This is a genomic window from Sphingomonas sp. GW821-FHT09B04, from assembly GCF_059418285.1.
The window spans coordinates 85483-110833 of the sequence record NZ_JBWKPO010000007.1; the positions used below are offsets into that span (position 1 = coordinate 85483).

At 63.8% G+C, this 25351-nt stretch carries 27 protein-coding genes; 4 read left to right on the top strand and 23 right to left on the bottom strand.

The features are described from left to right. Window position 1 precedes the first annotated feature (1 nt). From virB11 to AC07NK_RS19745, 8 genes are read right to left on the bottom strand one after another with little or no spacing between them, the layout of a single operon-like run. Window positions 2-1006 (bottom strand): P-type DNA transfer ATPase VirB11, encoded by a 1005-nt coding sequence (gene virB11 / locus AC07NK_RS19710; protein WP_495172332.1) that lies wholly within the window; start codon window positions 1004-1006, stop codon window positions 2-4. Further along, window positions 1003-2100, bottom strand: coding sequence for a TrbI/VirB10 family protein (locus tag AC07NK_RS19715; protein WP_495172333.1), 1098 nt, complete (start codon window positions 2098-2100; stop codon window positions 1003-1005). Before AC07NK_RS19715 ends, virB11 begins: the two co-directional genes overlap by 4 nt. Then, window positions 2097-2807: a TrbG/VirB9 family P-type conjugative transfer protein gene (locus AC07NK_RS19720; RefSeq protein WP_495172334.1), complete on the bottom strand. Its 711-nt coding sequence runs from the start codon at window positions 2805-2807 to the stop codon at window positions 2097-2099. Before AC07NK_RS19720 ends, AC07NK_RS19715 begins: the two co-directional genes overlap by 4 nt. Further along, on the bottom strand, window positions 2804-3544 hold the full coding sequence (locus AC07NK_RS19725; RefSeq protein ID WP_495172335.1) for a VirB8 family type IV secretion system protein: 741 nt from the start codon (window positions 3542-3544) through the stop codon (window positions 2804-2806). Before AC07NK_RS19725 ends, AC07NK_RS19720 begins: the two co-directional genes overlap by 4 nt. Further along, the gene (locus AC07NK_RS19730; RefSeq protein ID WP_495172336.1) at window positions 3541-4731 is read right to left on the bottom strand and encodes a TrbL/VirB6 family protein; all 1191 of its coding nucleotides are present in this window, start codon (window positions 4729-4731) and stop codon (window positions 3541-3543) included. The genes AC07NK_RS19725 and AC07NK_RS19730 overlap by 4 nt, the downstream gene beginning before the upstream one ends. Further along, window positions 4728-7100 carry a VirB4 family type IV secretion/conjugal transfer ATPase gene (locus AC07NK_RS19735; protein WP_495172337.1) on the bottom strand — a complete coding sequence of 791 codons (2373 nt, stop codon included), beginning with the start codon at window positions 7098-7100 and terminating at the stop codon, window positions 4728-4730. The genes AC07NK_RS19730 and AC07NK_RS19735 overlap by 4 nt, the downstream gene beginning before the upstream one ends. Then, the gene (locus AC07NK_RS19740; protein WP_495172338.1) at window positions 7079-7363 is read right to left on the bottom strand and encodes a VirB3 family type IV secretion system protein; all 285 of its coding nucleotides are present in this window, start codon (window positions 7361-7363) and stop codon (window positions 7079-7081) included. Before AC07NK_RS19740 ends, AC07NK_RS19735 begins: the two co-directional genes overlap by 22 nt. Before the next feature lie 3 nt (window positions 7364-7366). After that, entirely contained in the window at window positions 7367-7657 is a 291-nt protein-coding gene (locus AC07NK_RS19745) for a TrbC/VirB2 family protein (protein WP_495172339.1), read from the bottom strand. 5 nt (window positions 7658-7662) lie between these two features. Between AC07NK_RS19745 and AC07NK_RS19750 the strand changes: the two genes are divergently transcribed. Both AC07NK_RS19750 and AC07NK_RS19755 read left to right on the top strand, forming a co-directional pair. After that, window positions 7663-8040 (top strand): hypothetical protein, encoded by a 378-nt coding sequence (locus tag AC07NK_RS19750; protein ID WP_495172340.1) that lies wholly within the window; start codon window positions 7663-7665, stop codon window positions 8038-8040. A 343-nt stretch (window positions 8041-8383) separates the two neighbouring features. After that, window positions 8384-8668, top strand: a complete 285-nt coding sequence (locus AC07NK_RS19755) for a hypothetical protein (RefSeq protein ID WP_495172341.1) — start codon at window positions 8384-8386, stop codon at window positions 8666-8668. Between the two features lie 156 nt (window positions 8669-8824). On the opposite strand, the gene AC07NK_RS19760 is transcribed toward AC07NK_RS19755, so the two are convergent. The 11 genes from AC07NK_RS19760 to AC07NK_RS19810 all read right to left on the bottom strand — a co-directional run bounded on the left by AC07NK_RS19760 (window position 8825) and on the right by AC07NK_RS19810 (window position 19334). Next, complete coding sequence (locus AC07NK_RS19760) at window positions 8825-9166, bottom strand: hypothetical protein (protein WP_495172342.1); 342 nt, start codon at window positions 9164-9166, stop codon at window positions 8825-8827. Between the two features lie 128 nt (window positions 9167-9294). After that, window positions 9295-10479, bottom strand: coding sequence for a hypothetical protein (locus AC07NK_RS19765; RefSeq protein WP_495172343.1), 1185 nt, complete (start codon window positions 10477-10479; stop codon window positions 9295-9297). Window positions 10480-10616: 137 nt separating this feature from the next. Further along, window positions 10617-12302, bottom strand: coding sequence for a GMC family oxidoreductase (locus AC07NK_RS19770; RefSeq protein WP_495172344.1), 1686 nt, complete (start codon window positions 12300-12302; stop codon window positions 10617-10619). 20 nt (window positions 12303-12322) lie between these two features. Continuing rightward, window positions 12323-13150 carry a sugar phosphate isomerase/epimerase family protein gene (locus AC07NK_RS19775; protein ID WP_495172345.1) on the bottom strand — a complete coding sequence of 276 codons (828 nt, stop codon included), beginning with the start codon at window positions 13148-13150 and terminating at the stop codon, window positions 12323-12325. Then, complete coding sequence (locus AC07NK_RS19780; protein ID WP_495172346.1) at window positions 13147-13716, bottom strand: gluconate 2-dehydrogenase subunit 3 family protein; 570 nt, start codon at window positions 13714-13716, stop codon at window positions 13147-13149. The genes AC07NK_RS19775 and AC07NK_RS19780 overlap by 4 nt, the downstream gene beginning before the upstream one ends. Beyond that, window positions 13713-14540 carry a 3-keto-disaccharide hydrolase gene (locus tag AC07NK_RS19785; RefSeq protein WP_495172347.1) on the bottom strand — a complete coding sequence of 276 codons (828 nt, stop codon included), beginning with the start codon at window positions 14538-14540 and terminating at the stop codon, window positions 13713-13715. Before AC07NK_RS19785 ends, AC07NK_RS19780 begins: the two co-directional genes overlap by 4 nt. Next, complete coding sequence (locus AC07NK_RS19790; protein ID WP_495172348.1) at window positions 14537-15460, bottom strand: hydroxypyruvate isomerase family protein; 924 nt, start codon at window positions 15458-15460, stop codon at window positions 14537-14539. The genes AC07NK_RS19785 and AC07NK_RS19790 overlap by 4 nt, the downstream gene beginning before the upstream one ends. After that, window positions 15460-15843, bottom strand: a complete 384-nt coding sequence (locus tag AC07NK_RS19795) for a c-type cytochrome (RefSeq protein WP_495172349.1) — start codon at window positions 15841-15843, stop codon at window positions 15460-15462. The genes AC07NK_RS19790 and AC07NK_RS19795 overlap by 1 nt, the downstream gene beginning before the upstream one ends. Before the next feature lie 43 nt (window positions 15844-15886). After that, window positions 15887-17035 (bottom strand): Gfo/Idh/MocA family protein, encoded by a 1149-nt coding sequence (locus tag AC07NK_RS19800; RefSeq protein WP_495172350.1) that lies wholly within the window; start codon window positions 17033-17035, stop codon window positions 15887-15889. A gap of 2 nt (window positions 17036-17037) precedes the next feature. After that, window positions 17038-18087, bottom strand: a complete 1050-nt coding sequence (locus AC07NK_RS19805; protein WP_495172351.1) for a sugar phosphate isomerase/epimerase family protein — start codon at window positions 18085-18087, stop codon at window positions 17038-17040. Beyond that, window positions 18084-19334, bottom strand: coding sequence for an MFS transporter (locus AC07NK_RS19810; RefSeq protein ID WP_495172352.1), 1251 nt, complete (start codon window positions 19332-19334; stop codon window positions 18084-18086). Before AC07NK_RS19810 ends, AC07NK_RS19805 begins: the two co-directional genes overlap by 4 nt. Before the next feature lie 124 nt (window positions 19335-19458). Between AC07NK_RS19810 and AC07NK_RS19815 the strand changes: the two genes are divergently transcribed. Then, the gene (locus AC07NK_RS19815; protein ID WP_495172353.1) at window positions 19459-20475 is read left to right on the top strand and encodes a LacI family DNA-binding transcriptional regulator; all 1017 of its coding nucleotides are present in this window, start codon (window positions 19459-19461) and stop codon (window positions 20473-20475) included. A 17-nt stretch (window positions 20476-20492) separates the two neighbouring features. Here the strand turns inward: AC07NK_RS19815 and AC07NK_RS19820 are convergent, their stop codons facing one another. Both AC07NK_RS19820 and AC07NK_RS19825 read right to left on the bottom strand, forming a co-directional pair. Next, window positions 20493-21902 carry an amidohydrolase family protein gene (locus tag AC07NK_RS19820; RefSeq protein WP_495172354.1) on the bottom strand — a complete coding sequence of 470 codons (1410 nt, stop codon included), beginning with the start codon at window positions 21900-21902 and terminating at the stop codon, window positions 20493-20495. Between the two features lie 201 nt (window positions 21903-22103). After that, window positions 22104-22787, bottom strand: coding sequence for a helix-turn-helix transcriptional regulator (locus AC07NK_RS19825; protein ID WP_495172355.1), 684 nt, complete (start codon window positions 22785-22787; stop codon window positions 22104-22106). Between the two features lie 3 nt (window positions 22788-22790). Here AC07NK_RS19825 and AC07NK_RS19830 point away from each other — a divergent pair, with 3 nt between their 5' ends. Beyond that, window positions 22791-22952 carry a hypothetical protein gene (locus tag AC07NK_RS19830; RefSeq protein WP_495172356.1) on the top strand — a complete coding sequence of 54 codons (162 nt, stop codon included), beginning with the start codon at window positions 22791-22793 and terminating at the stop codon, window positions 22950-22952. Between the two features lie 39 nt (window positions 22953-22991). On the opposite strand, the gene AC07NK_RS19835 is transcribed toward AC07NK_RS19830, so the two are convergent. Then, the gene (locus AC07NK_RS19835; RefSeq protein ID WP_495172357.1) at window positions 22992-24563 is read right to left on the bottom strand and encodes an alpha-amylase family glycosyl hydrolase; all 1572 of its coding nucleotides are present in this window, start codon (window positions 24561-24563) and stop codon (window positions 22992-22994) included. Beyond that, complete coding sequence (locus tag AC07NK_RS19840) at window positions 24560-25309, bottom strand: alpha/beta hydrolase (protein ID WP_495172358.1); 750 nt, start codon at window positions 25307-25309, stop codon at window positions 24560-24562. The genes AC07NK_RS19835 and AC07NK_RS19840 overlap by 4 nt, the downstream gene beginning before the upstream one ends. Window positions 25310-25351 lie beyond the last annotated feature (42 nt).

A 25351-nucleotide genomic window follows, 5' to 3' on the forward strand; every position in this document is an offset into this window, starting at 1 on the left:
TTCAGCCTGCTTCGTCCAGCGCGTTGCCGCGAATGACCTGCGAGACGTACCGCCGCCCGCCCCCGCGACCGAGCTGGACGTAGAGATCGATGGTCGAGCGCACATAATGATGGACGTCGGCGCGGCTGAGCTGCGTTCCGCTTTGCAGCGCCAGCAACGTGATCTGCTCGATCGCCCCCTTGGGGCTGTCGGCATGAACCGTGGTCATGGATCCGGGATGCCCGGTATTGACCGCCCGCAGAAACGCCAGCGCCTCGTCGCCGCGCAACTCACCCAGAACAATGCGATCCGGCCGCATACGCAGCGACGCAGCGACCAGATCGTTAGCGCTGACCCGCGCCTCGCCAAGCTCGCTGCGCGCCGCCAGCAGACCGATCGCATTGGCATGCTGGATCTGGAGCTCGGGCGTATCCTCGATGAAGATGAGCCGTTCGTCTGCCGGAATCTCGGCGATGAGTGCGTTGAGGAAGGTGGTTTTGCCGGTCGAAGTTCCGCCAGCGACCAGAAGATTCTTTCGCGCGCGCACCGCAGTGGCCAGTGCTGTCGCGATATCGCCAGAGGCGAGCGCGCGATCGATGTCCTGCTCCGCGCCTGAAGCCGCCGTTGCACGTGTCGCGGTATCTGCGAACGCCCCTGCCTCGCTGTAATCCGTGAGGCGCAGGTTGGGCGATACGTGCTTGCGGATGGCGAGCGCGACCCCGCCGCGTGTGGCAGGGGGAGCCACCACCTGCACGCGGGCGCCATCGGGCAGGGTCGCCGAGAGAAGCGGGTGCTCGCGGCTGATACCTTGATGTGTGAGTGAGGCAATCTGGCGCGATAGCCGCTCGAGCGTCGCTTCATCGAGCTCGGGGTTGTCGAACCGCTCGATCGTCCCGCCGGTGCTTTCCGCCCAGACCTCGTGCGGGCGGTTGACGTAAATGTCGGTCACGTCCGGGCGCGCGAGCACCTCGGCGAACGGCGCCAGATAGGCGCGCAGATAGACCTGGTGACGTAACGGTTTGCTCATCGAACGGCGACCGCGCCCGTAAAGTCGAGATCACGCGCGACGAACACGCTGACGCTGGTGCCGGGTTTGACGGTGAGCGTCGGGGTAATCTGCTGTGGCCGGATCGCCTGCGACGCAATGTTGGAACCGGGGAATGCGTAAATTCGCGGCGCGTCGAGTTCGCGCGAAGCGACGTTCACGCCAATATCGAGGATCGACTGAAGGATCGCGCCGCCGAAGCGCTCGAAGAAATGCGTGTTCACGCGCGCGCGAACCCCGGTCCTGCCCACCGGATCGGCAACGGGCGATCCGATCGCGATCGTAACCCCGTCAGGCCGGATCAGCCGCGTCCAGTTGATCAGAGCGCGTTTCTGTCCCGCGGAATTCTCGGCGTCATACTCGCCGATCAACCGGCTGCCGCGCGGGATCAGAACTCGAGCGCCATCGAACCCGCGTATGTCGCGCGATACGACTGCGCGTGCAAACCCTGCGCGGGTCGAATCAAGCCCCGATTCGAGCACGGCCTGGATCAGCGTCCCCTGCACGATCGTCGTCGACCGGTTAGCGAGCGCGCCGGCGTGCGCGCGGCTGGTATCGCGCGGCGCTGCTTCCCGGCTTCTCCGTGCCGCGGCATCCGCGGGTGCCGGGCGTGTAACGGCGTCGTTTTGGGTCTGCGCACCCTGATCGATAACCAGTACGGCAGCGTTATCCGGGCGCATGGGCTCAGGTTGCCGCGCGATCTGGGGTTGAGGTGGCGCGTAGGCTGACTGCGGTTCGGGCACAGGCGCCGGGCGTACCAGCACGGGCGTCGGCGCGACCTGGGGCGTCGGCGGGGGAGGCGCAGGCAGGCTGAGCGGCGCCGGTGCCGGAACATAGGCGGGCGGAATGGCGAGAGTCGGCGGCGGAGCAAAGGCGGAAGGGTCCGCTGTCCGCATAGCCACCGCAGGCGCCGCGAGCGATCGGCGGCGGTTCTCGAGGACAGTGAACAGGATGACGGCAGCGACGCCGGCCGTCCCCACCAGCGCCCAGACCGGGATCTGGCGTTTCGCAACACCGACATGTGGACGAACGTCCCTCAGCCCTGTGCCTGCGCCTGATGCTTCTGGAGTGCTCATTTCCGGGCTCCCGGTGCAGTACGGGTTGCGCGCGCGACCCGTTTATCGATCCGGAACACGAGCTGCTGAGACACGCCGTCGACCACGAACATCTCGTCCTGAACCACGCCATTGACGAGTGACTCACGGCCCTGGTCATTAACTGCATATATTGCAGGCATCGCGACGTTCGCCGGCCATTCGATATAGGTCTTGATCCCATCATCGCTGATTGCGGAGGGACGCAGTTTCTTGTCGCCTTTGACACGGTAGAGCGTGTCAGTAACGGTTGCAGCGTCGCCGGCCTGCACGCGCGTTCCGGGAGGCGCGGGGTAAGAGAAGCGCACCGTGTACGCCATCGTGGCGGATGGCCCCGGCAGTGGATGCAGATCGAAGGCATAGGTCCGGATATCAGTCACGACGGTCATATTGGTCGAGACCCCTGACTGCGCCGCCTTGATGAAGAGATGATTGCCGCGCTTGGTAGGAGATACCATCCAGGCAGTGCTGTCGCCGAGCCCGACGCTTTCAATCTTCTCGTCGGGCGCAAACTCGACGCTGAGCTGATAGCCTGGCGCGACTTCCAACGTGACGACCTGATTGTTGCGATATTCGACAGTCTGCAGACGAGAGTCGCCGCTCGACGGCTGAGGCCGGTATTGCGCGAGCGAGGGGGCGGCAGTCGCCAGCGCGAGGCAGGCTGCCACGATCCTGAAGCCGATCCTCACGGTTGTGCTCCGCCGGCGGTGATCGGCGCAGGAGATGGTGATGGCACCGTTCCGGCGGGAATGACTTCAGCATCACGACGGTAGCGCATAACCTGGAAGCCGAGCGGGTTGATGTACCGGTCCTCGACTCGCATCGGCTCCCCCGAGAAGCGGTAGCGGATCACCGCGACCCAGGAGCCCAGAGGCCGTGCCTGCCCGCCCTGGTCGATACGACGCGTGTCGTAGCGGACCATTGCCGCGCCTTGCCCAAGTGGGGTCACACTCTTCACCTGCGTTTCGATGATCGTCGAGCGTGGATAGCGGTTGAGCGGGCTGTCGGGGAATGTCGGCTGCATGGCTGCGACATATTGACCGCGCGCGCTGTCCGCCGACCAGAGTGCTACCTTGCGGTAGTTGGTCTGCAGCACGTTGATGTCGAAGCTTTCGCGCGCGATGACATATTGGACGAGGAACGATTGGGTCAGCGCGGTGTCGCCCGCGACGCGCGTGGGCTCGAGCGGCTGAAGTGCCTGGACATATCCCGTCTGCTTGTCGACCATCAGCGTATAGGGCTCGACGGTCTTGAGCGGCGTGAGGAAAATCAGGGCAAGCGCCTGACATATCGCGACCAGCGCCAGAACACCGGCAACGACCCAGGCGACGCGACGCGATGTGCGAAGCGACTCGTTCTGATCCTGTGCCCAGCTCGACGCTTCACGAAAATAGGTTTCGCGAGACTTGGGGTGGTCCGGCTTCATTGTTGATCTCTCCGGCCGGCGCTGGCCGACGCGCGGTTGATGGTGCGGCGGCGAAATGTCTGCCCGAGCGCGAACGCCGCGGGTACTGCCTTATCGCGCGACACGGCGGTGACCGGCACGCGCGTCGCACTCCGCCCCGCGATGCCCGGCCCTTCCTCCTCCCGCCGCTGGTTCGCCGCGACGGCATCTGCAATCGCGATCGCGCGTGAGCGGGCGACGACCGGTTCGCCGGAGCGGGGAGTGGATACGCGTTGTTCGCTGATTTCCGGGATGGGGCGGGGCATGATCGAGCTTACAGCCGACTGCCACACGGCAGGAAACCGGAACCCCATCGCAAGGCGAGACAATGCCCAGAGCATCGCGCCCAGCACCAGAGTGAAAATTCCGGTCGTGACGAGGAGTTCTACCGGCGCGTTGGGGACAGAAATATTCGCCGCCCGAGCGGTGAGAATGCTGGCAAGCCAGGATTCGAGCAATGCGAGCTCGATCCCGAGGACAATCGCAACGCCCAGCGCGCCAAGGGTCGCGCCGAGCAAGGCGCGCAACCATCCTTCGAACAGGCTGCGTGTCGTCTCGAACAGAAGAAAGGCGATGAAGAACGGCGCCAGAGCGAGAAGCAATCCAGCGACGATGCGGACGGCGGCGAACGCCCCGACGACGCCGCTCAGGTAGAGAATTCGCGCCAGCGCGAGCGCGTCGAAACCGGGCAGTATCGGCGATGTGCGCTCCCTTGCCTGCTGCAGGGTCTGCGGCGCTCCCGTTCCGTCGGCGGCCAACGACACCAGCATCCGGTCGGTCGCCTCGAGCCGCGCCACCATGCCGCCTTGTGCGCCGGGCAGGCCGCTCGCGCCGCCGATCGAAGCGGTGAGTTCGGCCGGTCCCTTGAAGACGGTATTGTAAACCAGGGTCTGATAGGGTGGCCAGCTCGTCGCCAGCACCAGCACGATCCCGATCTTGATGAATGCGAGCACACCTTCGCGGATGCTGGGTACCTGGCCCAAGATCATGCGGTACCCGGACAGCGCGACGAAAATCGTGATGAGCGCGGTGAGGGTCAATGTGAAGGCGGATCCGGGTGCGGCAAGCGCCAGATAGCCATTTGCCCCCAGGGTCTGCGCCTGACAGTCCACGAACGCCAGAATCGCGCTCAGATAGCCGCCGTCGATCGGAAGCGCGGGGCAATTCATGCCAGTTCCAGCAGCTTGGGCATCCAGTCTGCCGGATCGTCCCCGCTTGTGCTTCTGATCTCATCGAGCAACCGAACGGTGTGCTCGCGCCCGGACAGGATCGTCAGAACGTCGCGTTCGCCGGTCAGGTTGAGTCGCGCGACCACGCTATGATTGCCATGCTTGATCAGGAAACAATGTGCGCTGTCCGGCAGGTTTCGGATCAGCTCATATTCGTGCTCGCTGAGGCCGAAGCCGCCGATATAGTCGTCCGCGCGCGCCTTCGGATTGGCCATGAAGATCTGCGTCGCGGCCTGTTCGATGATCGCGCTGGCGATGCGACTCTCGAGTGCATCCTGCGCGCTCTGGGTGGCGAAGCCGACGATGCCGTTGCGCTTGCGGATCGTCTTTTCCCAATCCTTGATCCGCCGCACGAACACATCGTCGTCGAGCGCCTTCCACCCCTCGTCCACCACGATGATCGCGGGCGAGCCGTCGAGCCGCTCTTCAACGCGGTGGAACAGGTACATCATCGCGGGCGAGCGCAGCGCGGGATCGTCGAGGATCTGGGTCATGTCGAACCCGACCGTCGGGGATGTCAGATCGGTCAGATCGTCTTCATTGTCGAACAGCCAGGCGCGTTCACCTTCGCCCCACCACGGGCGAAGCCGCGACCAGAGATCAGCTGAGTGTGGCCGGTGCCCGCCGCGGAAGAGTTCGACCAGATAGGCCAGCTGACGATCTTCGGCAGGGCGCAGATAGCTCGCATCGATCGCGTCCTTGATCTGCGCGACCTCCTCGGTATCGGCGCCGCCGGCGAGCAAAATGATCCAGTCGATCAGGAACTGGCGGTTTGCCGGGGTATCCTCGAGCCGAAGCGGATTGAGGCCAGATGGTGTGCCGGGCCGCAGCACGTCATAGCGCCCGCCAATGGCGCGGATGAACAGCTCGGCGCCGCGATCCTTGTCGAAGAAGATGATGCGCGGGTCGAACTTGCGCGCCTGAGCCAGCAGGAAGTTGAGGACGACGGTTTTGCCCGAGCCTGACGGCCCGATCACCGTGAAGTTGCCGAGATCGCCCTGATGGAAGTTGAAGAAATAGGGGCCTGCCGCCGTCGTTTCCAGCAGCGAAACGGCCTCGCCCCAATGATTGCCCCTGGCCTGACCCAGCGGGAAATTATGGCTGCTGGCCAGTCCGGCAAAGTTGCGCGTAGAGACCAGCCCGCGACGTGCGATATATTTGAAGTTCCCGGGGAACTGCGCCCAGAAGGCCGGTTCTAGCGCCAGATTCTCGCGCACGGCCACCGCGCCCAGATCTGCGAGCGCCGCTTGTGCTTCCGCAATCCCTGCATCCACCTGCTCGGGCGTCTCGCCGCGAATGGCGATGGTCAGATGATGTTCGCCAAACCCGGCGCGGCCCGCGGCGACGTCATCCTTTGCATTGGAAAGCTCCGCCCGCAGGCTGACGGCTTCGTCTTCGGCCGATCGCATGCGCCGCAACGCGAGGTTCATACGCGACAGCGCGGCCTGACGATCGACGAACCCGAAGCTCTGTGAGATGGTGAGCTCACAGGGCAGGCGCAGCAGATCATCGAACATGCCCGAGGCGGTATGCCCCGGATAGTCCTTGAGCGAGAGCAGGCCGAGATAGCTGGCCGGGTGACTTCCTTCAGCACCCAATTCTACGACTTCCTGGCCGAAGCTGACCCGGCGCCACGGCACAAAATGGCCGATATCCTGTTCGGGCAGAAGCATCGGACGCATCTCGCCATTGAACAGGTTCGCGAGAAACTCGATCGGCTCGGAACAGTCGCCACTGCGCGTCTCGTAGACACCAAGCAGGCGCGGATCGTAGCTGCCAAGCGTGGCCATCAACGCCTCGCGTGCAGCGTCGAGTTCGCGCAGCTCCTGGGCTTCGGCTGCGGCACGATCGATCCCTGCGCTGCCGAGCCATGAGCGTATTTTGTCCAGCACGCCCACACGCCCCTGCATGGGGCGGCGAACGAGTGTCAGAAACAGCTCGTTGACGTAAAGCTGCTTGGTGGCGAGGCGCGCGCGCCAGCGCTCATCGAGCTGTTTCGAGAAGCTGTCGGGATATTCGGGAGTCAGTTCGGCATCGACCCGCCGCCGCACGACATGATGATAGAGCGCGAAGCGCGAGGTTCCGACCGCTTGCAGCATCGCGTCGCGCAGGCGCTTGCGATAGTCGAGCTCCTCGGTATCCGCGGTCTCGAAATGCAACCCTCGCAAATGGATGATCTGCATCAGCAAGCCATCGCGGGTGCGGAGCGTGTGCTCGTTGACATGGCAGGCATAAGGCAGGTGGTCGCCCGCCGCCTTCTCGCGTGCCATGACCTTGGGATCGCTGGTCAGGGGCGGTAAGAATTGCATCGCCAGATCGCATGATTGCGGACCCGCGGGCAACGCCCGATACGCGTCAGCCAGAGGTCGAAGAAACGCGGTTCACGAAGGCAGGCGATCACGCCAATGCCATGCACGACGAGGGCGAGCACCACCACCCATGCCGAACCGAAGATCAGGAAGAGTTCGGTCGCGATCACGGCGTTGGCGACGAACCAGGTGTATGTGACGCCGGCGAACATCTGCGGGCGCGTCAGCGCTACAAACACCGTATCGCGCTCGAGCCCGTTCAAGGCTCAGTTACCGAGGGAAGCGGTCGACTGAATGCCCGCCACGATACTGGCCGCTCCAAACAGGACAAAGCAGCCCAGAATAACCGTGGCGCCGTAACGCCAGTTGATGCGCCCGGTCAGCATCATGAGCCCGACCGCTGCGACCGCGATCACTGCAACGACCGTGGCGACGGTGCCGAGGAGGGTGCCTTGCAGCCACTGTACAGCAGATACGAGAACACCAGAACCAGCGGGGTCACCGAGCGCTTCCTGTGCTCGAGCGGGAGCCGCAGCGAGCGCTGCAGTCAGCGCCACAGCGCATGCGCGGAAAATACGACCTTGAAACACCTTTTACCCCACCCCTGATTCGCCGCCATGATGCGTTGGCAGAGACGTTTTGCCAATATCGCAATGCTATGCCTGCATCGGCGCAACGTTGCGGCGGTTGCGCCGTTTCGCGATTGCCTTTGTTCCGGGGGCGTGCCTATCTTCCCATAAATTTCGGAGCTGAATATACTCCAGGGCCGGCACTGGAATATTATTACAGTAATATCTTCCGTGAAGATTTCCGCTCAAGATTAGGTGCTGGAAGTAACTATCGCTGGGGACGGTATGAAGAAGCGAAATTATCAGGTAATTTCCACGATAGCGGCTGCGTTCGTGGCTTTTGTTCCGTTGTCTGCGCAGGCAACTGTTAATTGCACTGGTGTTCTGACTAAGGCTTTTACCGATTCAGCCGGTAGAGTTATGATCTATGCTCCATGGAGATCGGAATGGACGCAAATATGCGATCTTAATTCTGTGTGGAATGGCGTACAGACTGCAACATGCTTCGCTTGGTTTTCCGTAGTGAATACTGCAATCGTTAACGGAAAGAGTGTCAATATCTACTACACGCATGCTCAGGCGAATTGCACTACGCTGGAAATCTATGGGTATAGCCCCGCGCCCGGCTATGTGATGCTCATGAATCCTTAGATGGAATCTATGCGGATGCGACCGATTGCGGTATCCCCGGTGGAAGGTATAGATGGAGTTGGTATGAAGCGCTCGACCTTGGCCATTTTTCTTGTGGTTCTGTCTGCGCCGGCTCTGGCTCAGGAAACCACGACCTATCAATATGACGCACTGGGGCGGCTGGTTCGTTCCAATGTCACCGGCGGTACGAACGACCAGGTCGAAACGAGCATCGCCTACGATCCGGCCAGCAATCGCACCAGCTATGTCGTTGCGAATGCGCCTACGGGGCCCGGGCCAGGTAATCCGGCGAAGCCCAAGCTGATCGTGGTCCCGCTCAACGGCTTCACGATCATCCCCATAAAATAACGATCCGCCGGCTTGGTCGGGCTCGCTCTTGTCGGGCGCTTCTGCGGTGGGGAGAGTTACTGCTCGGCGATCGGGTTCGAGCGCCGTCAGCAGGGTATGCGATCTCGTGACGCTCCGGTGGTGTCACGAGATCCCGACCTGTCTGCAAATGGCAGGCTATAGTGTGCCTGAGGTGATATAGGCGACGGTGCATTCGGTTAGGGAAGGATTCAGCCTGACATATACCGTCAAATTCTGCAGGTGAGCTGTCAGAAGAAAGGTGTAGAGCCAATCGGATTTAGGATCCGTCGGGTTGATCTTCAGCAGATTTCCCTGATTTGGCGTGCAGGACAGCAGGGACTCGTTACCGGTCGTAGAGATCCACGTTGCGGCGTAGGAATCGACATACATGTACGAAATCTTGACCGCATGACACTCTCCCCCTCCGCATTCAGCTGCGGCGATTTGAGGCGTCAGGATTGCGGCAATCGCCAATGATGCAGCGATCAACTTTTTCATAAATTCCCCCATCGAGATGTGAACTGAATATCGCCGCGAGCGACGGATGTCTCTGGCCTCGCTTCAAACTTGCTTGCGGTCCGGCGCCTTACGTCAGCTCGCACGGTGTGGTCCGGCATCCCGCGACCTCACTGTTCCAACGCCACCTCGAATTCGCTCGTCGACTCGATCGAGGAGTCGAAAAAGAGCGGAGCGGTTACGCCGGAGACGGAGCGTTTGAGGCCCGTCGTCGAGGCCACGGCAAAGCTGGGCCCGGTTCCATAGCTGACCGTGCTGCCCTCGCGCCAAACCCAGACACGCTGATCAATCGCGAAGGTCAGGACGTGGGCGCCGCTTTCGTAGATATAGCCGTCGCCATAGCGATGGACCTGTACGCCATAGTTTAAATCGGCATAGCCCGTGCCGGCTGCAGCGTTCGTGCTGAAACCGAACATGCCGTTCGGTGATCCGCTGAGCGATCGCGCGCTGATCTTCACGTTATTGGGTAACACCGACAAGCTATGCGCACTGGCGTCGAATGCGGCAGCGACGCCGCCCGTCTTCTGGATCCGCCAGCGATTGGCGGCAAGGCGGGTGACCGAGCTGTTCAGGTGGTTGACGACATCGATCCCGCCGCAATTCGCCATGTCATCGGCAAGTGTGACTTCGAAGTCGCTCGTTCCGCTTGAGAACGAGGAATCGAAATAGAGCGTGGCGGGCGCACCCGCGACGGAGCGTTTCAGCCCGCTTGTCGAAGCAGTGGCGAAGTCAGCGCCGGTTCCATATTTCACGGTCGAGCCTTCGCGCCACAGCCAGACTTTCTGATCGATTGGAAAGTTGAGCAGATGAACGCCGTCCTCGTAGATATAGGCGACACCATCCCAAAAGATCTGAAGGCCATAGTCGAGGCTGGTGTAGGCGTTGTCTACGGATGGGCTGGCGCTGAAGGCGATGAAGCCATTTGGTGCTCCTGACAGGGATCGCGCGCTGATCTTGGTGCTGGCGGAAACGGGCGAATTCGATTCGGCGCTGGCATCGAACTCGCCATAGATGCCACCCGTCTTGCGAAGCCGCCAGCTGCCGGAGCCAAGTGGGGAGAGCGTGGTGTGCTGACGATTGATCAACATCGTTCCGTTACCCGCGACGCCGTATCGGGAGCGGTTGCTGGCAGCGTCATAGTCAATCTGCACGGCGACGTTGCCGGTTCCGCATGTCATGGTCGAACCGATAAGCCGGCCAAGGGCGTCATACCGATAGTCGGTTTGCTCAGCCTGTCCGGCATGAGCCGGATTGACCGCTACCGTTATCATGAGCGCCGCGATCAGAGCTTTCATGTCAGTGCATTCCTCCCCCGGATCGGCTTCGATGTAACGTCGCCAGAGTCAGACTTGTACCGAATAAGACCGTTCGTTGAAGCACGAACCCATGTATTTCCGGGATTGTTTCGCCGGCATACGATCCTGCGTGAGGATCAGACGTTCCTCAGCATACGCACCGCATGATCGGCCGCGCGGACCGTGAGCGCCATGAAGGTGAGCGAAGGATTCACGCAGGAAACGGATGCCATCTGTGCACCGTCGGTCACGTACAGGTTCGACGCATCGTGCGCCTGGCTCCAGCTGTTGAGGACTGACGCGCGCGGGTCTGTGCCCATGCGTGCGCCGCCCATTTCATGAATGGCGTCGCCGGGCACATGGGGGCTTGCCGAGCTGATGACGTTGCTCAGGCCCGCGGCCTTGAGCATGGCCTCACCCTGCGCGCGTGCGTCCGCCATCATCCGCAGCTCATTCTCGCGGAAACGGACGTCGAAGCGCATCAACGGAACGCCGAAGCGGTCCACTTTGTCAGCGTGCAGCGAAACGCTGTTGTCGCGATAGGGCAGGCATTCGCCGAAGGCGCCGATATGGAACTTCCAGGGGGCATATTTGCGCATCCCATGCTTCATCGACGCGCCGAAACCGACGGGCGTCGCAGTAGGGCGAAACGCCGCGCCCTGATAGCCATAGCCGCGCGTGAAGCCGACATCTTCGTCACCTTCGTCACCGCTGAGATTGCGGAAGCGCGGGATATAGACCCCGCCCGGACGGCGGCCATATTCGATATACTCGGTCATCCCGGGGATCTCGCCCTCGATCCCGACGCGGAAGATGTGATCCATCACATATTTGCCGAGCGTCCCGCTCGAATCGAAATGACTGCGCCCGCTGCCCTCCGGACGTGAGTTCATGAGAATCTGAACCGATGCCATGGCCGAGGCGCACAGGAAGACGAGATCGGCATTCACCACTTCTGCCTGACCGGTCTTCGCGTCGACGAAACGGACACCGGTGACGCGCTTCTTCGCCGGATCATATTCAAGCTTGGTGACCACCGCGTCCGACCTGAGCGTTAGCCGCCCGGTCGCGCGCGCTGCCGGCAGCGTGACCGCCTGGGTCGAGAAATAGGAGCCGAACGCGCAGCCATTGCTGCATTGGGAGCGGAACTGGCATTTGGTGCGGTTCTGCTCCGGCTTGTCCTCGGTCAGGTTGGACAGGCGCGTATTGATCAATTTGCGTCCCGGGAACTGCGCCTCGAGCCGTTGCTTGACCCATTTCTCCGCGATGTTCATCGGGATCGGCGGCTGAAACTCGCTGTCGGGAAGATGGGGCAAATTCTCGCGCGAGCCGGAGACGCCGATGTATTTCTCGACCCGGCTGTACCAGGGTGCGACGTCGTCATAGCCGATCGGCCAGTCGCCATCGATGCCTTCGCGCTTGTTGGCTTCGAAGTCCTGCGCACTCCAGCGAAAGCTCCAGCGCCCCCAGATCAGCGACTTGCCGCCGACCGCGCCGGGCCTGATCCAATGAAACTCCTTGCCCTCATCATGGGCATAGGGGTTGAGCCGGTCGTCATTGTAGAAGCGCCGGTTGCTAGGCGAGACATAGCCGTTCTTTGCGATGAAATAATCGCTCTCGATCAGCGGTTTGGGCATGATGTTGCGCGCCGGGACCTCATAGGCCGGCTTGCCGTCATAGGTATAGTCCTCGCCATGCTCGACCATCACGCCGCGATCGAGCATCAGCACGCGCAAGCCCTTCTCCGTGAGCTCCTTCGCCGCGAAACCACCGCTCACGCCCGACCCGATGACGATCGCATCAAACCTGTTGGTCGAAGCCATAATCTTGCTCTCCTGTCCGGTCAGAACCGCAGCGCGCGCAGCGTCTGGAAACTCGTGGTGACGTCGGGAAGGTAAGGCGCCGGCGCCTGGTCGTTCTCGACATAGAAATGGCGCACGCCGGCACTGCCCTTGCGCTTGAACAGTGCGGCGAAATCGATGGTGCCTTCGCCCACCGCGACCATGCTGCGGTCGGCGCGCATGTCCTTGACGTGATAGCCATAGATGCGGCTCGACAACCGGTCGATCAGCGCGCCGGCATCCTCGCCGGCCCGCACCGCCCAGAACAGGTCGAGTTCGATCTTCACCAGCGACCGGTCGGTTTCCCTGAGCAGCTGATCGAACAGGCTCACGCCGCCCGGCTTCTCCGTGAACTCGAAGTCATGATTGTGATAGGCAAAGTCCAGCCCAGCCTTTTTGAGCTCTGCAGCGAAGCGGGCGATGTTGGGCAGCGCCGCCTGCCATGCCGGGCCGGTACGATGTTCGGCCGTCATGTAGGGCAGGACGATCGTATCGGCGCCAAGCGCCTTGGCGAGGGTGACCTGCCGGTCGAATTGCTGAAGCAGCGCGTCGTAGCCGACATGGATCGACGGTGCCTTCAGGCCAAGCCGGTCGAGCGTGCCGCGCAGCATCGCGGAGTCCATGGCGTCATATCCGCCGCCGCCGAATTCGACCTCCCGATAGCCGATGCGCGCGACCTGCTCGAGCGTGTCGGTCGGGTTCTTCGCGAAGAGTTCGCGCAGCGTATAGAGCTGAAGGCCGATCGCCCGGCGCTGCGCGGCGGCGGCAGGGAAACAGGCAAGCGCGGCGGCGCCCGCAGCGCCTGCGAGCACGGTTCTGCGTGCGATCATGCGGAATACACCTTGTTGATCTGAGAGTAGAGAAATGCGCCGTTATACTCGCCCGGCACCGGGAGATATTCGCGCTCCTGCGTCATCCCGATCTCGGAGGTGTAATAGCCGGTGATGACGAGCTGTCGGAACGGCTCGAAGAATTCGCCGGCTCCGGGCAGCTGCTTGTTCATGGCCAGCGTCAGCAGCGCATCCTGCTGCTCCGCGGTCGCCTTGGCGGCGGGCACGCCATGGTCGCGCATGCTGCGCGCCTCGATCGCGTCGAGCCCGGCCATGATCGGCACGCGATCGCCCGGCAGCGCCCAGTCGGCCAGCATCTTCTCGATGAAGTCCGGCACGCCGGCGGCGATCGCGCCGGGCGTATCGGTCGTCGGGATGACGCGATCGCTCAGCGCGGACATTGCCGCGCGCTGGATGGGTGTGAACACCCGCACGCTCGGCGGCCCCTCGGAGATGGCGGGGATATCGACACTGCGCGGCGCGCCGGCCGCACGCGCAAGCGGCGCGAACAGCGATGCGCCGAACATGCCGGCCACACCCGCCAGCGCGGTTCTGCGATCGATCATTTTGCCTCTCCCGGCAGGTCCTGCGCGACGGCCGCCTCAGGCAGCGGGCGCACCCAGATGTTGCGGAACGAGACCGGCGAACTGTGGTCCTGCAGCTGCAATGGCGCTGAATCGGGATGCGGCTGATACGCGGCGACCTTGCGCCACACCGTGGTGCCGAGCAGCGCCTGATGGTTCTGCACCAGCACGCCGTTCAGGAAGACCGTGACATAGGCCGGGCGCACCAGCTTGCCGTCGGCGGCGAAACGCGGCCGCTCGAAGATGATGTCGTAGCTCTGCCACTCGCCGGGCTTGCGCGCCGCGTTGACCAGCGGTGGCTTCCAGCCATAGGCCGCACCGACCGTGCCGTCGGCATAGGTCGGGTTCTGATAGCCGTCGAGGATCTGGACCTCGTAGCGCTGCATGAACCAGACGCCGCTGTTGCCGCGATCCTGTGACGTCCCCGCCGGCGGATTGGGCGAACGGAATTCGAGATGGAGCTGGACGTCGCCAAAGCTCTGGCGCGAGACGAGATTGTTGTCGCCGCCGCCCGCTGGCCGCGCCGGGACCGTCAATGCACCGCCGGCGACGGTCCACGGCGCCAGCTGGCCGCGCCACGCATCCGCGGACTTGCCGTCGAACAGGACGATCGCGTCGGAGGGGGCGCCGCCCGGTGCCGCCGCCGGTGCCACCACCACAGGGGCTGGCCGGTCCGCATCATGGACGCGCCACTTGCCGTCCGGCAGCATCGGTGTGTCCTTGAAACCCGGCTTCTCCTGCGCCGATGCGCCCGTGATCGCGATCCACGCGGCCATCACGCAACCGGCCCTGCGCATATGCGTCATGCCTCTCCTCCTTGTCGATCGATGTTGCGATAGGCGGCGATCAGGCGATCCTCGCCGGCGCGGCCCGCTGTCGAATTGCCGTGCTCCATGCCGATCACGCCGGCGTAGCGCCGCGCGCGGAGCCAGCGGACGATCGTCGCATAGTTGATCTCGCCGGTCCCCGGTTCCTTGCGGCCGGGATTGTCCCCGAACTGGAGATAGGCGATCTCGCTCCAGCAGGTCTCGAGCGCCGGGATCAGGTTCCCGGACTGGATCTGCTCATGATAGAGGTCGGCGAGGATCCTGACTGCGGGGTTGTCGACGCCGCGCGCCACGGCATAGCCTTGCGCGATCGTCTGCATGTACACGCCGGGATGGTTGGTGCGTGTGTTCAGCGGTTCCATGACCAGCGTCAGCTTGTGCGGCGCCACGATGTCACCGGCCCGGCGCATGACGTCGATGATCCGCGCAGTCTGGATGTCGACCGGCACGCGCGGATCGAGAAACCCCGTCACCACCGTCATCTGCGTCGCGTTCAGCCTTTTCGCGACATCGACCGCATTGCGGATGTCGGACAGGAATGCCTCGCGCTCGGCATCGTCGTTGCCGCCGAGCAGTGGCCGCGACTGCGCCCATTTCGGCATGCTCGCGACGAATACGCCCATGCGCATGCCGCGCTGCGCGAGCGCCCGCGCCATCCGCTCCTGCTCATCGGTCGGGCGTTTCGCGGCTTCATTGTCTTCCCACGCCCGGAAACCCTGATCGGCGGCGAAGGCGATCTGCTCGATCAGGCTGCCCCGGCTCGCAAAGCTGCCTTCGTGCGGTGCATAGGCAAGCGAGAAATAGGCGGCGTTGGACGCGGATTCGCGCGCGCCCGCCAGCGCGGCGAGCGGCAGGATTGCCCCTCCCGTGAGCAAGCTTCGGCGCGCGATCGGTGGCATCACTTTGCGCTCTCGGCCTTCAGATAGGCGATGATCGCGGCGCGCTTCGCCGGATCTGGGGTGCCGATCGGCATCCGCGTTCCGGGGACCTTCTTGGATGGGTTGGCGAGGAATGCGTCCAGCGTCTTCTCGTCCCATTTCAGCTTCGAGCCTTTCAGCGCTGCGGAATAGCTGACGCCGGGTACCGAAGCTGCGGGCTTACCAATGACCCCGTAGAGATTGGGGCCGAGCCCGTTCTTGCCGCCCTTGTTGGTGGTGTGGCAGGCGCGGCAGGCAGCAAAGGCTGCCGGTGCCGCGCTGGTCTGTGCAAAGCTGGGCGCAAGCGCGGCGCCCAATGCCGCCAGCGCCACCGCTCCCGTGGCCACACCCGCTACCAACTTCATCTCGTCTCTCCCAATCTCTTCTCTTGTTCGGTGACGGCCTGCTTCATCCGCTGCCGATCGCGGTCCACTTCTCATCCGATGCGGCGTTGGCGGCGACCGTCTCGACAAAGCGCATCGTGCGTAGCCCGTCGGTGAGACCGGGGAACCCGCCTTGCGTGTCGCCATCGCCGTCCCGAACCGCGGCTGCGAAGGCGCGGTAGATGTTGGCGAACGCCTCGAGGTAGCCTTCAGGATGCCCCGCCGGGGTCCGGGTCAGCGCAAGGGTGCGCGCGTCGAGACCGGGACCGCCGGTCCGCACCGTCTCGGCGGGCCGGTCGAGCCAGCGCAGGATCAGCGAGTTCGGCTCCATCTGCGACCATTCGAGCCCGCCAAGCTCGCCATGGAGGCGCAACTTGAGACCATTCTCCTCGCCGGCCGCGACCTGGCTGGCCTTGAGCATACCGCGCGCGCCACTCTCGAAGCGCAGCAATGCGCTCACATCGTCGTCGAGCAACCGCCCCGGCACATGCGTCGTCAGGTCCGCGCAGACCGCCTCGGTCTTTAAGCCCGATACATGCTCGGCGAGCTGGAAGGCGTGCGTACCGATATCGCCCAGACACCCGCCGATCCCTGCGCGCGTGGGATCGGTGCGCCATTCGGCCTGCTTCTGGCCATCGCGATCGATTGGCCGGCTCAGCCAGCCCTGCAGATACTCCGCCTGCACCAGCCGGATCGCACCGAAATCGCCGCGCGCGACGCGAATGCGGGCCTCCTCGATCAGCGGGTAGCCGGCATAGGTGAAGGCCAGCGCGAACAGCCGTCCGCTCGCCTTCACGGACTGCGCGATCGCCTCGGCCTCGGCGACGCTCATCGCCATCGGCTTCTCGCACAGCACATGGAAGCCTGCGTCGAGCGCCGCGATCGCCACCGGCGCATGGAGGTGGTTGGGCGTGACGATCGCGATCGCATCGACCCGCGCCTCCGGCGGCAGCGCACGCTCGCCTTCAACCAGTTGCGCGAAGGTACCGTAGACGCGTTGTGGATCGAGCCCGAGCGCGTCACCCGTCCGCGCGTTGCGCCCGGCATCGGTGCTGAACGCCCCCGCAGTCATCCGCCACTCGCCGTCGATCGCAGCGGCCATGCGGTGGACAGCGCCGATAAACGCGCCTTCGCCACCCCCCACCATGCCGAGCCGAAGCGGCTGTCGCGTCATCTTCAGAGCCCCAGCAGCTTGCGGATCGCGTTCCGGTCGGCGCCGCTCGCCGCGAAATCGTCGAACGGCCGCTCGGTCAGGCGAATGATGTGATCGCGGATGAAGGGCGCGCCTTCGCGAGCGCCGTCCTCGGGATGCTTGAGCGCGCATTCCCATTCGAGCACGGCCCAGCCCGTGTAGCCATATTGTGCGAGCTTGCTGAAGATGCCGACAAAATCGACCTGTCCGTCGCCCAACGAACGGAAGCGGCCGGCGCGATCGACCCAGCTCTCATAGCCGCCATAGACGCCGGTCCGCCCGGTCGGGTTGAACTCGGCATCCTTCACATGGAAGCACGAAATGCGGTCGTGATAGCGATCGATGAAGTCGAGATAGTCGAGCTGTTGCAGCACATAGTGCGACGGATCGAACAGGATGCGTGCGCGGGGATGGTTGTCGACTGCGGCGAGGAAGCGCTCCCAGGTCGCGCCGTCATGGATATCCTCGCCCGGATGGATCTCGAATGCGCAGTCGACGCCTGCCTCCGCGAATACGTCGAGGATCGGCACCCAGCGACGGCCTAGTTCGGCAAAGGCTTCCTCCACCAACCCTGCAGGCCGCTGGGGCCAGGGATAGACATAGGGCCAGGCAAGCGCGCCCGAGAAGGTGGCGTGCGCGTTGAGTCCGAGATTGGCGCTCGCCCTCGCAGCCAGCTTGACCTGCTCGACCGCCCAGACCTGACGCTCGGCAGGTTTGCCGTGCAGTTCGGCCGGGGCGAAGCCGTCAAACAGCTGGTCATAGGCGGGATGCACCGCGACGAGCTGGCCCTGCAGGTGCGTCGAGAGCTCGGTCGGCTCGACGCCATGGGCGGCAAGCCTTCCGCGCAGGTCATCGCAATAGGTCTTGCTCTCCGCGGCCAGCTTCAGGTCGATCAGCCGCGGGTCGCAGGGGATCTGGACCCCCTTATAGCCAAGCCCGCCCGCCCATTTGGCGAGTCCGTCGAGCGTATCGAACGGCGCCTTGTCGCTCATGAATTGGGCAAGGAAGATCGCAGGGCCCTTCATCGCGGTCATGCGGCGGCTCCCTTCCGGCTATCGTCGCGGAACAGGAGCTGGAACAATACGGTGATGACCAGAGCGGCGATCGCCGGATACCACCACATCTGCTGCCAGTCGGCGATCGTCGGCGCCGCGGGCAGCTGGGCGTAGAGCAGCCCGCCGATCTGCGAGCCGAGCAGCATGCCGACACCATAGGTGAACAGCGTCAGCATGCCTTGCGCCTGGGCGTTGACCCCTTTGGGCGTGGCGATGGTGCCGGTATAGATCGCGCCGGCGACGAAGAAGAAATCGTAGCAGACCCCGTGCAGCGCCACGCCGAGATAGACCGCCCAGAGCGATCCGTCACCGTCGCCGATCGCGAACAGCGCATAGCGCAGCGCCCATGCCGCCATGCCCACCAGCAGCAGCGGCTTCACGCCGAACCGGCGGTACAACCACGGCATCGAGAACATAAACGCCAGCTCGGACATCTGCCCGATCGCGAGCGTGCCGCTGACATTCTCAATGCCAGTCGCACCGACATAGGGCGAGGCATAGGCGTAATACATGGCGAGCGGGATCGAGATCAACGTCGCGCAAATCACGAAGATGAGATACGAGCGCTGCCGCATCAGCCCGAACGCCTCGACGCACAGCACCTGACGCACGAGGCTCTCGTCGCTTGGCGTATCGGGCTCGATGGTGGGGAGCGTGAGGCTGTAGATGCCGAGCGCGATCGATACGACCGCCGCGACGCGAAAGATCTCGGGGCTTGCCGACAGCGCCGCCCAGCCGATGATTAGCCCGGCGACGATCCAGCCAAGCGTGCCGAAAGCCCGGACGAAGGGGAAGCGGTCGTCGCGCGCGCCAAGGCTCTTCAGCGCGATCGTGTTCGCGAGGCCGACGGTCGGCATGTAGAGGATCATGTAGCCGAGCAGCACCCACACGAAGGTGCCTCCCGTCTCCGGCGTCAGCAGCGCCGGCAATGCCAGCAGGATCGCGCCGCCGATGAGATGGAGGATCACCATCAGCGCTTTGGGACTGAAATATCGGGTCGCGGCCATGCCGAGCAGGAAGGACCCGGCGATCGAGGCGATCGGACCGACCGAAAAGGCGTTGCCGATCAGCGCGCCAACTCCGACGGTCTGCATCACCAGACCGAGCGTGACGGCCCATGCCCCCCAGACGAAGAATTGCATGAACATGAGCGCGCTCAGCCGCGCCATGAGCGTTGCCGATACCGAATGCGAGGCAGCATTCTGCACCCCATTGGCCGTCGCCATGCGATCCCCTCCCGTCGATGTCGTTCGTTCTTTTCGCGACTCAGGCTAAGCAGGTCGAATGCCAATGTAAAGGATTACATCAAAATCGGTCGACAGGGCGTATCGCAGGCGACATGAAGCAATAATGCCAACGATTATCGACGTCGCCGCAGCCGCGGGCGTCTCTACTGCCACGGTTTCGCGCGTATTGAGCCAGCCCGAACGCGTGGCGGAAGCGACGCGCCAGCGCGTGCTCGAGGTCGTGCAATCGCTGGGTTATTCCCCGAACGTCGCCGCACGGACGTTGCGCACCCTGCGCGCCGCCAAGATCCTGCTGACGGTGCCCGACATCTCGAACCCATTCTTCGCGAGCATCATCCGCGGCGCGGAGGAAGCGGCGCGCGATGCGGGCTATGCTGTAGTTGTAGGCGACACCCGGCACGATCCGCAGGTCGAGGACCAATATGCGGAGATGCTGTCGCGCCGTGAAGTGGATGGGCTTATCTTTCTCGGGCATCGCCTGCCGGAAAACCTGAGCCCGCTTTTCTCCCGGCCGGGTATTGCAGCACCGGTCGTGAACGGCTGCGAATATAGTCCGGATATCGGTGTCCCGAGCGTGCATATCGACAATGCCGCCGCGAGCGGCGATGTGCTCGAGCATCTGATCGAGCTGGGCCATCGCGATATCGGCATCATCACCGGTCCGCTTATCAGCCCGATCAGCCGTGACCGTCTTTCTGGTGCGATGGAGGCGGTCGAACGGCATGGCCTGAGGGATTGCCTGCGGGTGCAGAACGGCGACTATTCAGCGAAGCTGGCGTTCGAACTGACGGGCGACCTGCTTAAGCAGAACATTACTGCAATCTTCTGCTTCAGCGACGAGATGGCAATGGGCGCGATCAGTGCGATCGGCGCGGCGGGCCTGACCTGCCCCGGGCATGTCTCGGTCGTTGGTTTCGATGATCTGCCGACCGCCCGTTTCTTCCAGCCCGCGCTCACCACCATTTCCCAGCCCAAGGGGCTGATCGGCCAGAGGACGGTCGAGTTGCTGGTCGAGATTCTGCGCGATCCGGGAAGTCCGATCCGCCAGATCACGTTGCCCCACGAACTCATCGTCCGCGACAGCACGCGGTCAGTTCGTAGTGAGACAGTGCGGCTCTAAGCTGGCGCTGTCTCCGCTCAATTGGCGGCGGCCGCGATCTTTTTGAGACGGGTCTGGATCTCGCTCTCGGCCAGCCAGTGCCCGCGCACCATCACCCCGGCGCGGCGCTCGACATGGGCCAGATTCTCAAGCGGATTGGCGGTCAGCAGGATCAGGTCGGCGCGCTGTCCCGGGGCGATTGTCCCGAAACCTGCCTTCGGTCCGAAATAGCGGGCTGCCTCACGCGTTCCGGTCGCCAGCACCTGATAGGGCGTGAGCCCCGCCGCGTGCATCATCCGCATCTCGTGGTGGATCGAGAAGCCAGGCACGTTGAAGAATTGCGGCGCGTCCGAGCCCAGCGCGATCGGTGCGCCCGCGGCGTGAAGATCGCGCACCAGACGGCGCCGAAGCTCAACCAGCCGCCCTGCCGCATCCGGCTGGAAATCGGGGCGCGCGGCGAAGTCGCGCTTCGCTTTTACCCAGCCATCCAGCACGCGCTTGGGCATGTAGCGCATTTCCGGTCGCAGGATCATCGCTTCCGGGGTCTCGGATGAAGCGAGATGCTCGACCAGGCTCAGCGTCGGCACGTTCCAGGTGCCAGCCGTGATCGTGCGCTTGACGGCATCGGGGATGCGGCGCGCATCGGCTAACTGCACCCAGCCGCTGCCGAAGAAGCCGGGCGGGCGTCCGGCGGTATCCCTGCCTTCCGGAACCAGAAACTCGACATAGCGGTCGAGATGGTCGATCGATGTCTGCCGGCTCTCGAGCGCATCGGTGAGCCGTACGCCCTCGGGAATATGTCCGCCGAAAGGCATTCCGATCGCGTTCGCGGTCTCCGCCATCGCGAGATAGGCGTCCCGCGGCAGGCTGCCGATCTTGATCAGATCATACCCTGCCGCGCGATAGTCGCGCACTGCCTGGCGTGCCTTGTCGGGCGTGCCGGCGGCCGGTGCGCTTAGCCATGGGCTCGCGGCATAGAGTGTGGGCCCAAAGAGCTCCCCCGCGGTGATACGGTCGCGCACGGAAAGGTGTGACGCATTCCCAGCCATGTTGCGAACCGTCGTGACGCCGTTCGCGACATAGAGAAACAGCATGGCGTCGCGATACGCCGGATCTTCGGGGCCGGGTATATGGCCATGCATCTCTGCCAGGCCGGGCATCAGCCAGCGGCCCTTGCCCTCGATCCGGTGGGCGCCCGCCGGAATGCGTGCGGCAGTCGCCGGAGCCATCGCTACGATCCGCCCGCCCTGCACAACCACGGTCTGGTTTGGCAGCACGTGTTCGCGGTCCATCGGCACGACGTTGACGCCGACAAAGGCGATCGCCCGGTCAGATTCGCTCGTGTCGGGGGCGGTTCCTCTTGCCGCGACAAATGCCGCTGCGACCAGCAGCAAGCACGCGAGAACAACCAGCGGAACGCGCATATCGAGAGAGGTGAGGCGTGACATGTAACGCTCTCCTTCCAGCCGGACCGGTTCGCGATCCGCTATCGAAGGCTATCACCCGCGGGACGGCCTGTCAGTCCCACTGCCGGCGCAAGGTCCTCATTCTTCTTATTGGCGCCGAGGGCAGCCGCCCGGGTTCAGGTGGAAACTTGATCCCGATTTCATGCGCGTGTCGGTGAGCCCGCGCAGATGCGGAGCTGGTCATTAGTGGCTCATCAGGCGGTAGGCGCGGGGAGACACGCCAAAACGACGGCCAAACACAGCGGTGAAGTGCGAGGGCGTCGAGAAACCCAGGCCGTAGGCAAGTTCCGCGACCGTGACGTCGCTCTCCAGCAAACGTCGTGCCGCAAGGTGAAGGCGATGCGTGCGAACATAGTCGCCATAGGCCATACCCAGGGTCCGCTTGAATTGCCGGCTGAAATAGGCTGGCGACAAATGGCATAGCAGGGCCGCTTCCTCGAGTGTGGCCGGGTGAGCGGGATCGCGGCGAAGCTGCTCGAGCGCCGGGCCGAGCCGATCCACGCCGGTCTCGCGGCGCGCGACCGGCTCGCTTTCGATCCCCGGCGCGTGCACGATTGCCGCCGCCAGCACGTTGACCAATGGCGATGCCAGTGGATCGGCGGCGTCGAGACCGGCGAGCCAGTCGGCGATACCCGCGATCCGCTCGCCCAGAGCGCCGTCCGGCCGCACGCAGAAGGAAAGGGCAAGCCGCTCGAACCCCGGCTGACGCGCCAAGGCTTCCGCACTGATCGCGTCGATCTGAACCAGCACCCAGTCCTTCGGGCCGGCATCGAGCGTAAAATCATGAACCTCCATCGACGGCACATAAGCGATCGAGCCCGGCGACAGCGGGTAACGGCGGCCGTTGGCGATGAAGCTTCCCGCCACGCGATGAAAGACGACGAACTCGCAGACGTCATGAACGTGCGGGAACGGTTCGGTTGCATGTGCGTGGACGGGATGCCGGATGCGCTCGGCCGCAAGGTCGCGCCCGGTGGCAGCATGACGGGTTCGCAAATCGGACGGATGGGCATCGGTGCCCGGGTCATTTGATCGCCTCTTCTGTCTCCATCCGCCGGCACACATGCGAGATCAGGGGGTGCCGAGGATCCGAACTTCGTATGGCGCTAGTGTCAGCGCCGCAGGATCGGCTGCCTTGCTCCCATCCATCAGGTCGCGCCAGACACCGCCCAGCGCCGGTAGCGTGACCCGGGCGATGTCGGCGCTCGTGTTGGCCAGGATCAGTGCGCGCGCGTTTCCTTGCTCGCGCAGGAAGCACAACGCCGGCGACGCATCGTCGCACAGAATTTGTTGCGTACCCTGGCGCAGCTCTGGTCGGGCTGCTCGAAGTGCCAACAGCTTACTATAGAAATCGTGGAGCGCCTCAGGCCGTCCTTGCTGTTCCTGAAGCGAGATTCCATCGCTGCTGCGGTTGTAGCGATGGATCCACGACGGCCGTTCACCTTTGTACCAGATGGCGGAGCCGGGCGCGGAGAGATCGCTATCCCATCGGAAGGCTTCGCGGAGGGGAATATGCGCCGCATCGGAGCGTGCGGTTTCGTCAACCCGTCCGCGCATCCCCAACTCCTGCCCGTAATAGACGAGCGGGGTACCGCGAAGAAGCAGTGTGAGCGCCGCTCCGATCCTTGCCTTGCGCTGATCGTCGCGGACTTCGGACATGAAGCGATCCGTGTCGTGGTTCTCGAGGAACAGGATCTGTCCCTTGGCGGCAGGGGTCACCGCGTCCATCGTGCGGATCGCCTTCAGGATCGCGGGCTTGTCGAGCTTGGTCAGGGCGCCGCGCAGCGGAAAGGCGAAGGCGAGATCGGCGTTGCCACGCTTGAGCCAGTCGTCGCCATAGCCCCAATCGGCCTGTTCCGCGAGAATGCGAGCGGAAGGGTTGCGGGCCTTTACCGCGCGAAAGATGGGGGTCCAGAAATCGGCGAACAAATTGGTCAGGCGACCCTTGTGGTCGAGGTCGTCCATCATGTGGTCGATGCGGAAGCCGTCCACGCCATCGCGCAGGGACCCGTCGCCATGCGGGTCGATCCAGTGGAGGAACAGCTTCTCGAAATAGCGTTTCACCGCGGGTGTGCGCATATCGACCATCGAAATGCCGATCCACTTGCCGTCATAGCCCGGCCAGGCGGGCTGCTTCAGAAACGGTTGCGGTTCCTCGTTCGTCCTGGGCCGATCGTACAGGATGTGGCGGCTGAACCGGGAGCCGGGCCTTCCGCGAGATTCGCTCAGCCAGGGGTGGCCTTCAGCTACATACTGGATCTCCTGATCGAGATAGACCTTCAGCCCGTGTGTGCGGGCAGCCCGGACAAAGGCGAAATAGTCCTCCATGGTTCCGTAGGCGGGGTCGATCCCCTCGAAGTCGGTCGCGAAATAGTTGTGATAGTAAGGCGATGGCTGAAGCGGCGTCAGCATCAGCGAGGTGACGCCCAGCGACTTCAGATAGCCGAGCTTCTCCGTCATGCCTTTGAGATCGCCGATGCCGTCGCCATTGCCGTCGCGGAAGCTGCGCACGAAGATGTGATAGATCACTTCTTCACGCATAGCCTCAGCCGTCAGCGCCGGCCGGTCCGAGGATTTGACCTCTGCCGGAGGTGCGACGTGGGGCGTCAACGCAGCGAGGGCAAGCGAAGCCAGGATCGTCATGCAGCAGGTCTCCTGTCGGGGTGGGCGAGTACGGTGCCGAAAAAACGGAGGCTCTCCGCGAGCTCGCGCCGCCAGTAGTTCCATTCGTGCCCGCCAGGGCGCTCGGCATAGCCATGCGCGATCCCTGCGGCGCTGAGTGCGTCATGCAGCTCACGATTGGCGTCGAGATAGGCGTCCTCGACACCGCAGTCGAAGCGGAACGGCGGCAGCCCGCCGGAGGTGTTGCGTAATGCGGAAAGAACACACCGGTCCGCGGGTGCATCGCTCCAACCCGTGCGGGACTCGGCGATGAGCCCGTCGATCTGCTCAATCCGGGTGAGGGCGGAATGCGCCGATGCGGCGGTTATGCGCGCCGGATGCTTTCCCGCAAATCGGAGTGCTGCGAATCCGCCCAAGCTCAACCCACAGACAAGCAGAGGTGAGGGGCTGGTCGCGTAGGCCAGCCGCGCGGCAGCCGGCGCTTCCTCCAGCGCCCACGCTTCGAAATCCTGCGTGCGATGGGCAACATAGCCCGATCCATCACCCCATAACCCATCCGAGGGCATGCAGAGGATCACCGGCGGCAATGCGCGTTCGGCAACGAGTGCTTCGGCGGTCAGGTGCGCAGCACCCTTGGCCGCCCAGGCCCAGTGCGATCCATAGACGCCGTGCAGCAGGAGGACCACCGGCGATTCCGCAGTGATCCCCGCGGTCGCATACAGCGTGAGATCGGCGCGTTGCCCCAACGCCATGCTCTTCACGGTCATGAAGCGCAGTCCGTTGAGGGGCGTTGCGGGATCGGAAAGTTC

Coding starts and splice junctions, on each gene's coding strand:
- AC07NK_RS19755 (WP_495172341.1), top strand. CDS start 8,384: ATGAAGCGCTCGACCTTGGCCATTTTTCTTGTGGTTCTGTCTGCGCCG.
- AC07NK_RS19730 (WP_495172336.1), bottom strand. CDS start 4,731: ATGAATTGCCCCGCGCTTCCGATCGACGGCGGCTATCTGAGCGCGATT.
- AC07NK_RS19820 (WP_495172354.1), bottom strand. CDS start 21,902: ATGTCACGCCTCACCTCTCTCGATATGCGCGTTCCGCTGGTTGTTCTC.
- AC07NK_RS19760 (WP_495172342.1), bottom strand. CDS start 9,166: ATGAAAAAGTTGATCGCTGCATCATTGGCGATTGCCGCAATCCTGACG.
- AC07NK_RS19835 (WP_495172357.1), bottom strand. CDS start 24,563: ATGACGATCCTGGCTTCGCTTGCCCTCGCTGCGTTGACGCCCCACGTC.
- AC07NK_RS19800 (WP_495172350.1), bottom strand. CDS start 17,035: ATGACGCGACAGCCGCTTCGGCTCGGCATGGTGGGGGGTGGCGAAGGC.
- AC07NK_RS19735 (WP_495172337.1), bottom strand. CDS start 7,100: ATGCAATTCTTACCGCCCCTGACCAGCGATCCCAAGGTCATGGCACGC.
- AC07NK_RS19815 (WP_495172353.1), top strand. CDS start 19,459: ATGCCAACGATTATCGACGTCGCCGCAGCCGCGGGCGTCTCTACTGCC.
- AC07NK_RS19765 (WP_495172343.1), bottom strand. CDS start 10,479: ATGAAAGCTCTGATCGCGGCGCTCATGATAACGGTAGCGGTCAATCCG.
- AC07NK_RS19780 (WP_495172346.1), bottom strand. CDS start 13,716: ATGATCGATCGCAGAACCGCGCTGGCGGGTGTGGCCGGCATGTTCGGC.
- AC07NK_RS19790 (WP_495172348.1), bottom strand. CDS start 15,460: ATGCCACCGATCGCGCGCCGAAGCTTGCTCACGGGAGGGGCAATCCTG.
- AC07NK_RS19715 (WP_495172333.1), bottom strand. CDS start 2,100: ATGAGCACTCCAGAAGCATCAGGCGCAGGCACAGGGCTGAGGGACGTT.
- virB11 (WP_495172332.1), bottom strand. CDS start 1,006: ATGAGCAAACCGTTACGTCACCAGGTCTATCTGCGCGCCTATCTGGCG.
- AC07NK_RS19725 (WP_495172335.1), bottom strand. CDS start 3,544: ATGAAGCCGGACCACCCCAAGTCTCGCGAAACCTATTTTCGTGAAGCG.
- AC07NK_RS19840 (WP_495172358.1), bottom strand. CDS start 25,309: ATGACCGTGAAGAGCATGGCGTTGGGGCAACGCGCCGATCTCACGCTG.
- AC07NK_RS19785 (WP_495172347.1), bottom strand. CDS start 14,540: ATGACGCATATGCGCAGGGCCGGTTGCGTGATGGCCGCGTGGATCGCG.
- AC07NK_RS19770 (WP_495172344.1), bottom strand. CDS start 12,302: ATGGCTTCGACCAACAGGTTTGATGCGATCGTCATCGGGTCGGGCGTG.
- AC07NK_RS19810 (WP_495172352.1), bottom strand. CDS start 19,334: ATGGCGACGGCCAATGGGGTGCAGAATGCTGCCTCGCATTCGGTATCG.
- AC07NK_RS19805 (WP_495172351.1), bottom strand. CDS start 18,087: ATGACCGCGATGAAGGGCCCTGCGATCTTCCTTGCCCAATTCATGAGC.
- AC07NK_RS19775 (WP_495172345.1), bottom strand. CDS start 13,150: ATGATCGCACGCAGAACCGTGCTCGCAGGCGCTGCGGGCGCCGCCGCG.
- AC07NK_RS19830 (WP_495172356.1), top strand. CDS start 22,791: ATGAAAGACGACGAACTCGCAGACGTCATGAACGTGCGGGAACGGTTC.
- AC07NK_RS19750 (WP_495172340.1), top strand. CDS start 7,663: ATGCGCGGAAAATACGACCTTGAAACACCTTTTACCCCACCCCTGATT.
- AC07NK_RS19795 (WP_495172349.1), bottom strand. CDS start 15,843: ATGAAGTTGGTAGCGGGTGTGGCCACGGGAGCGGTGGCGCTGGCGGCA.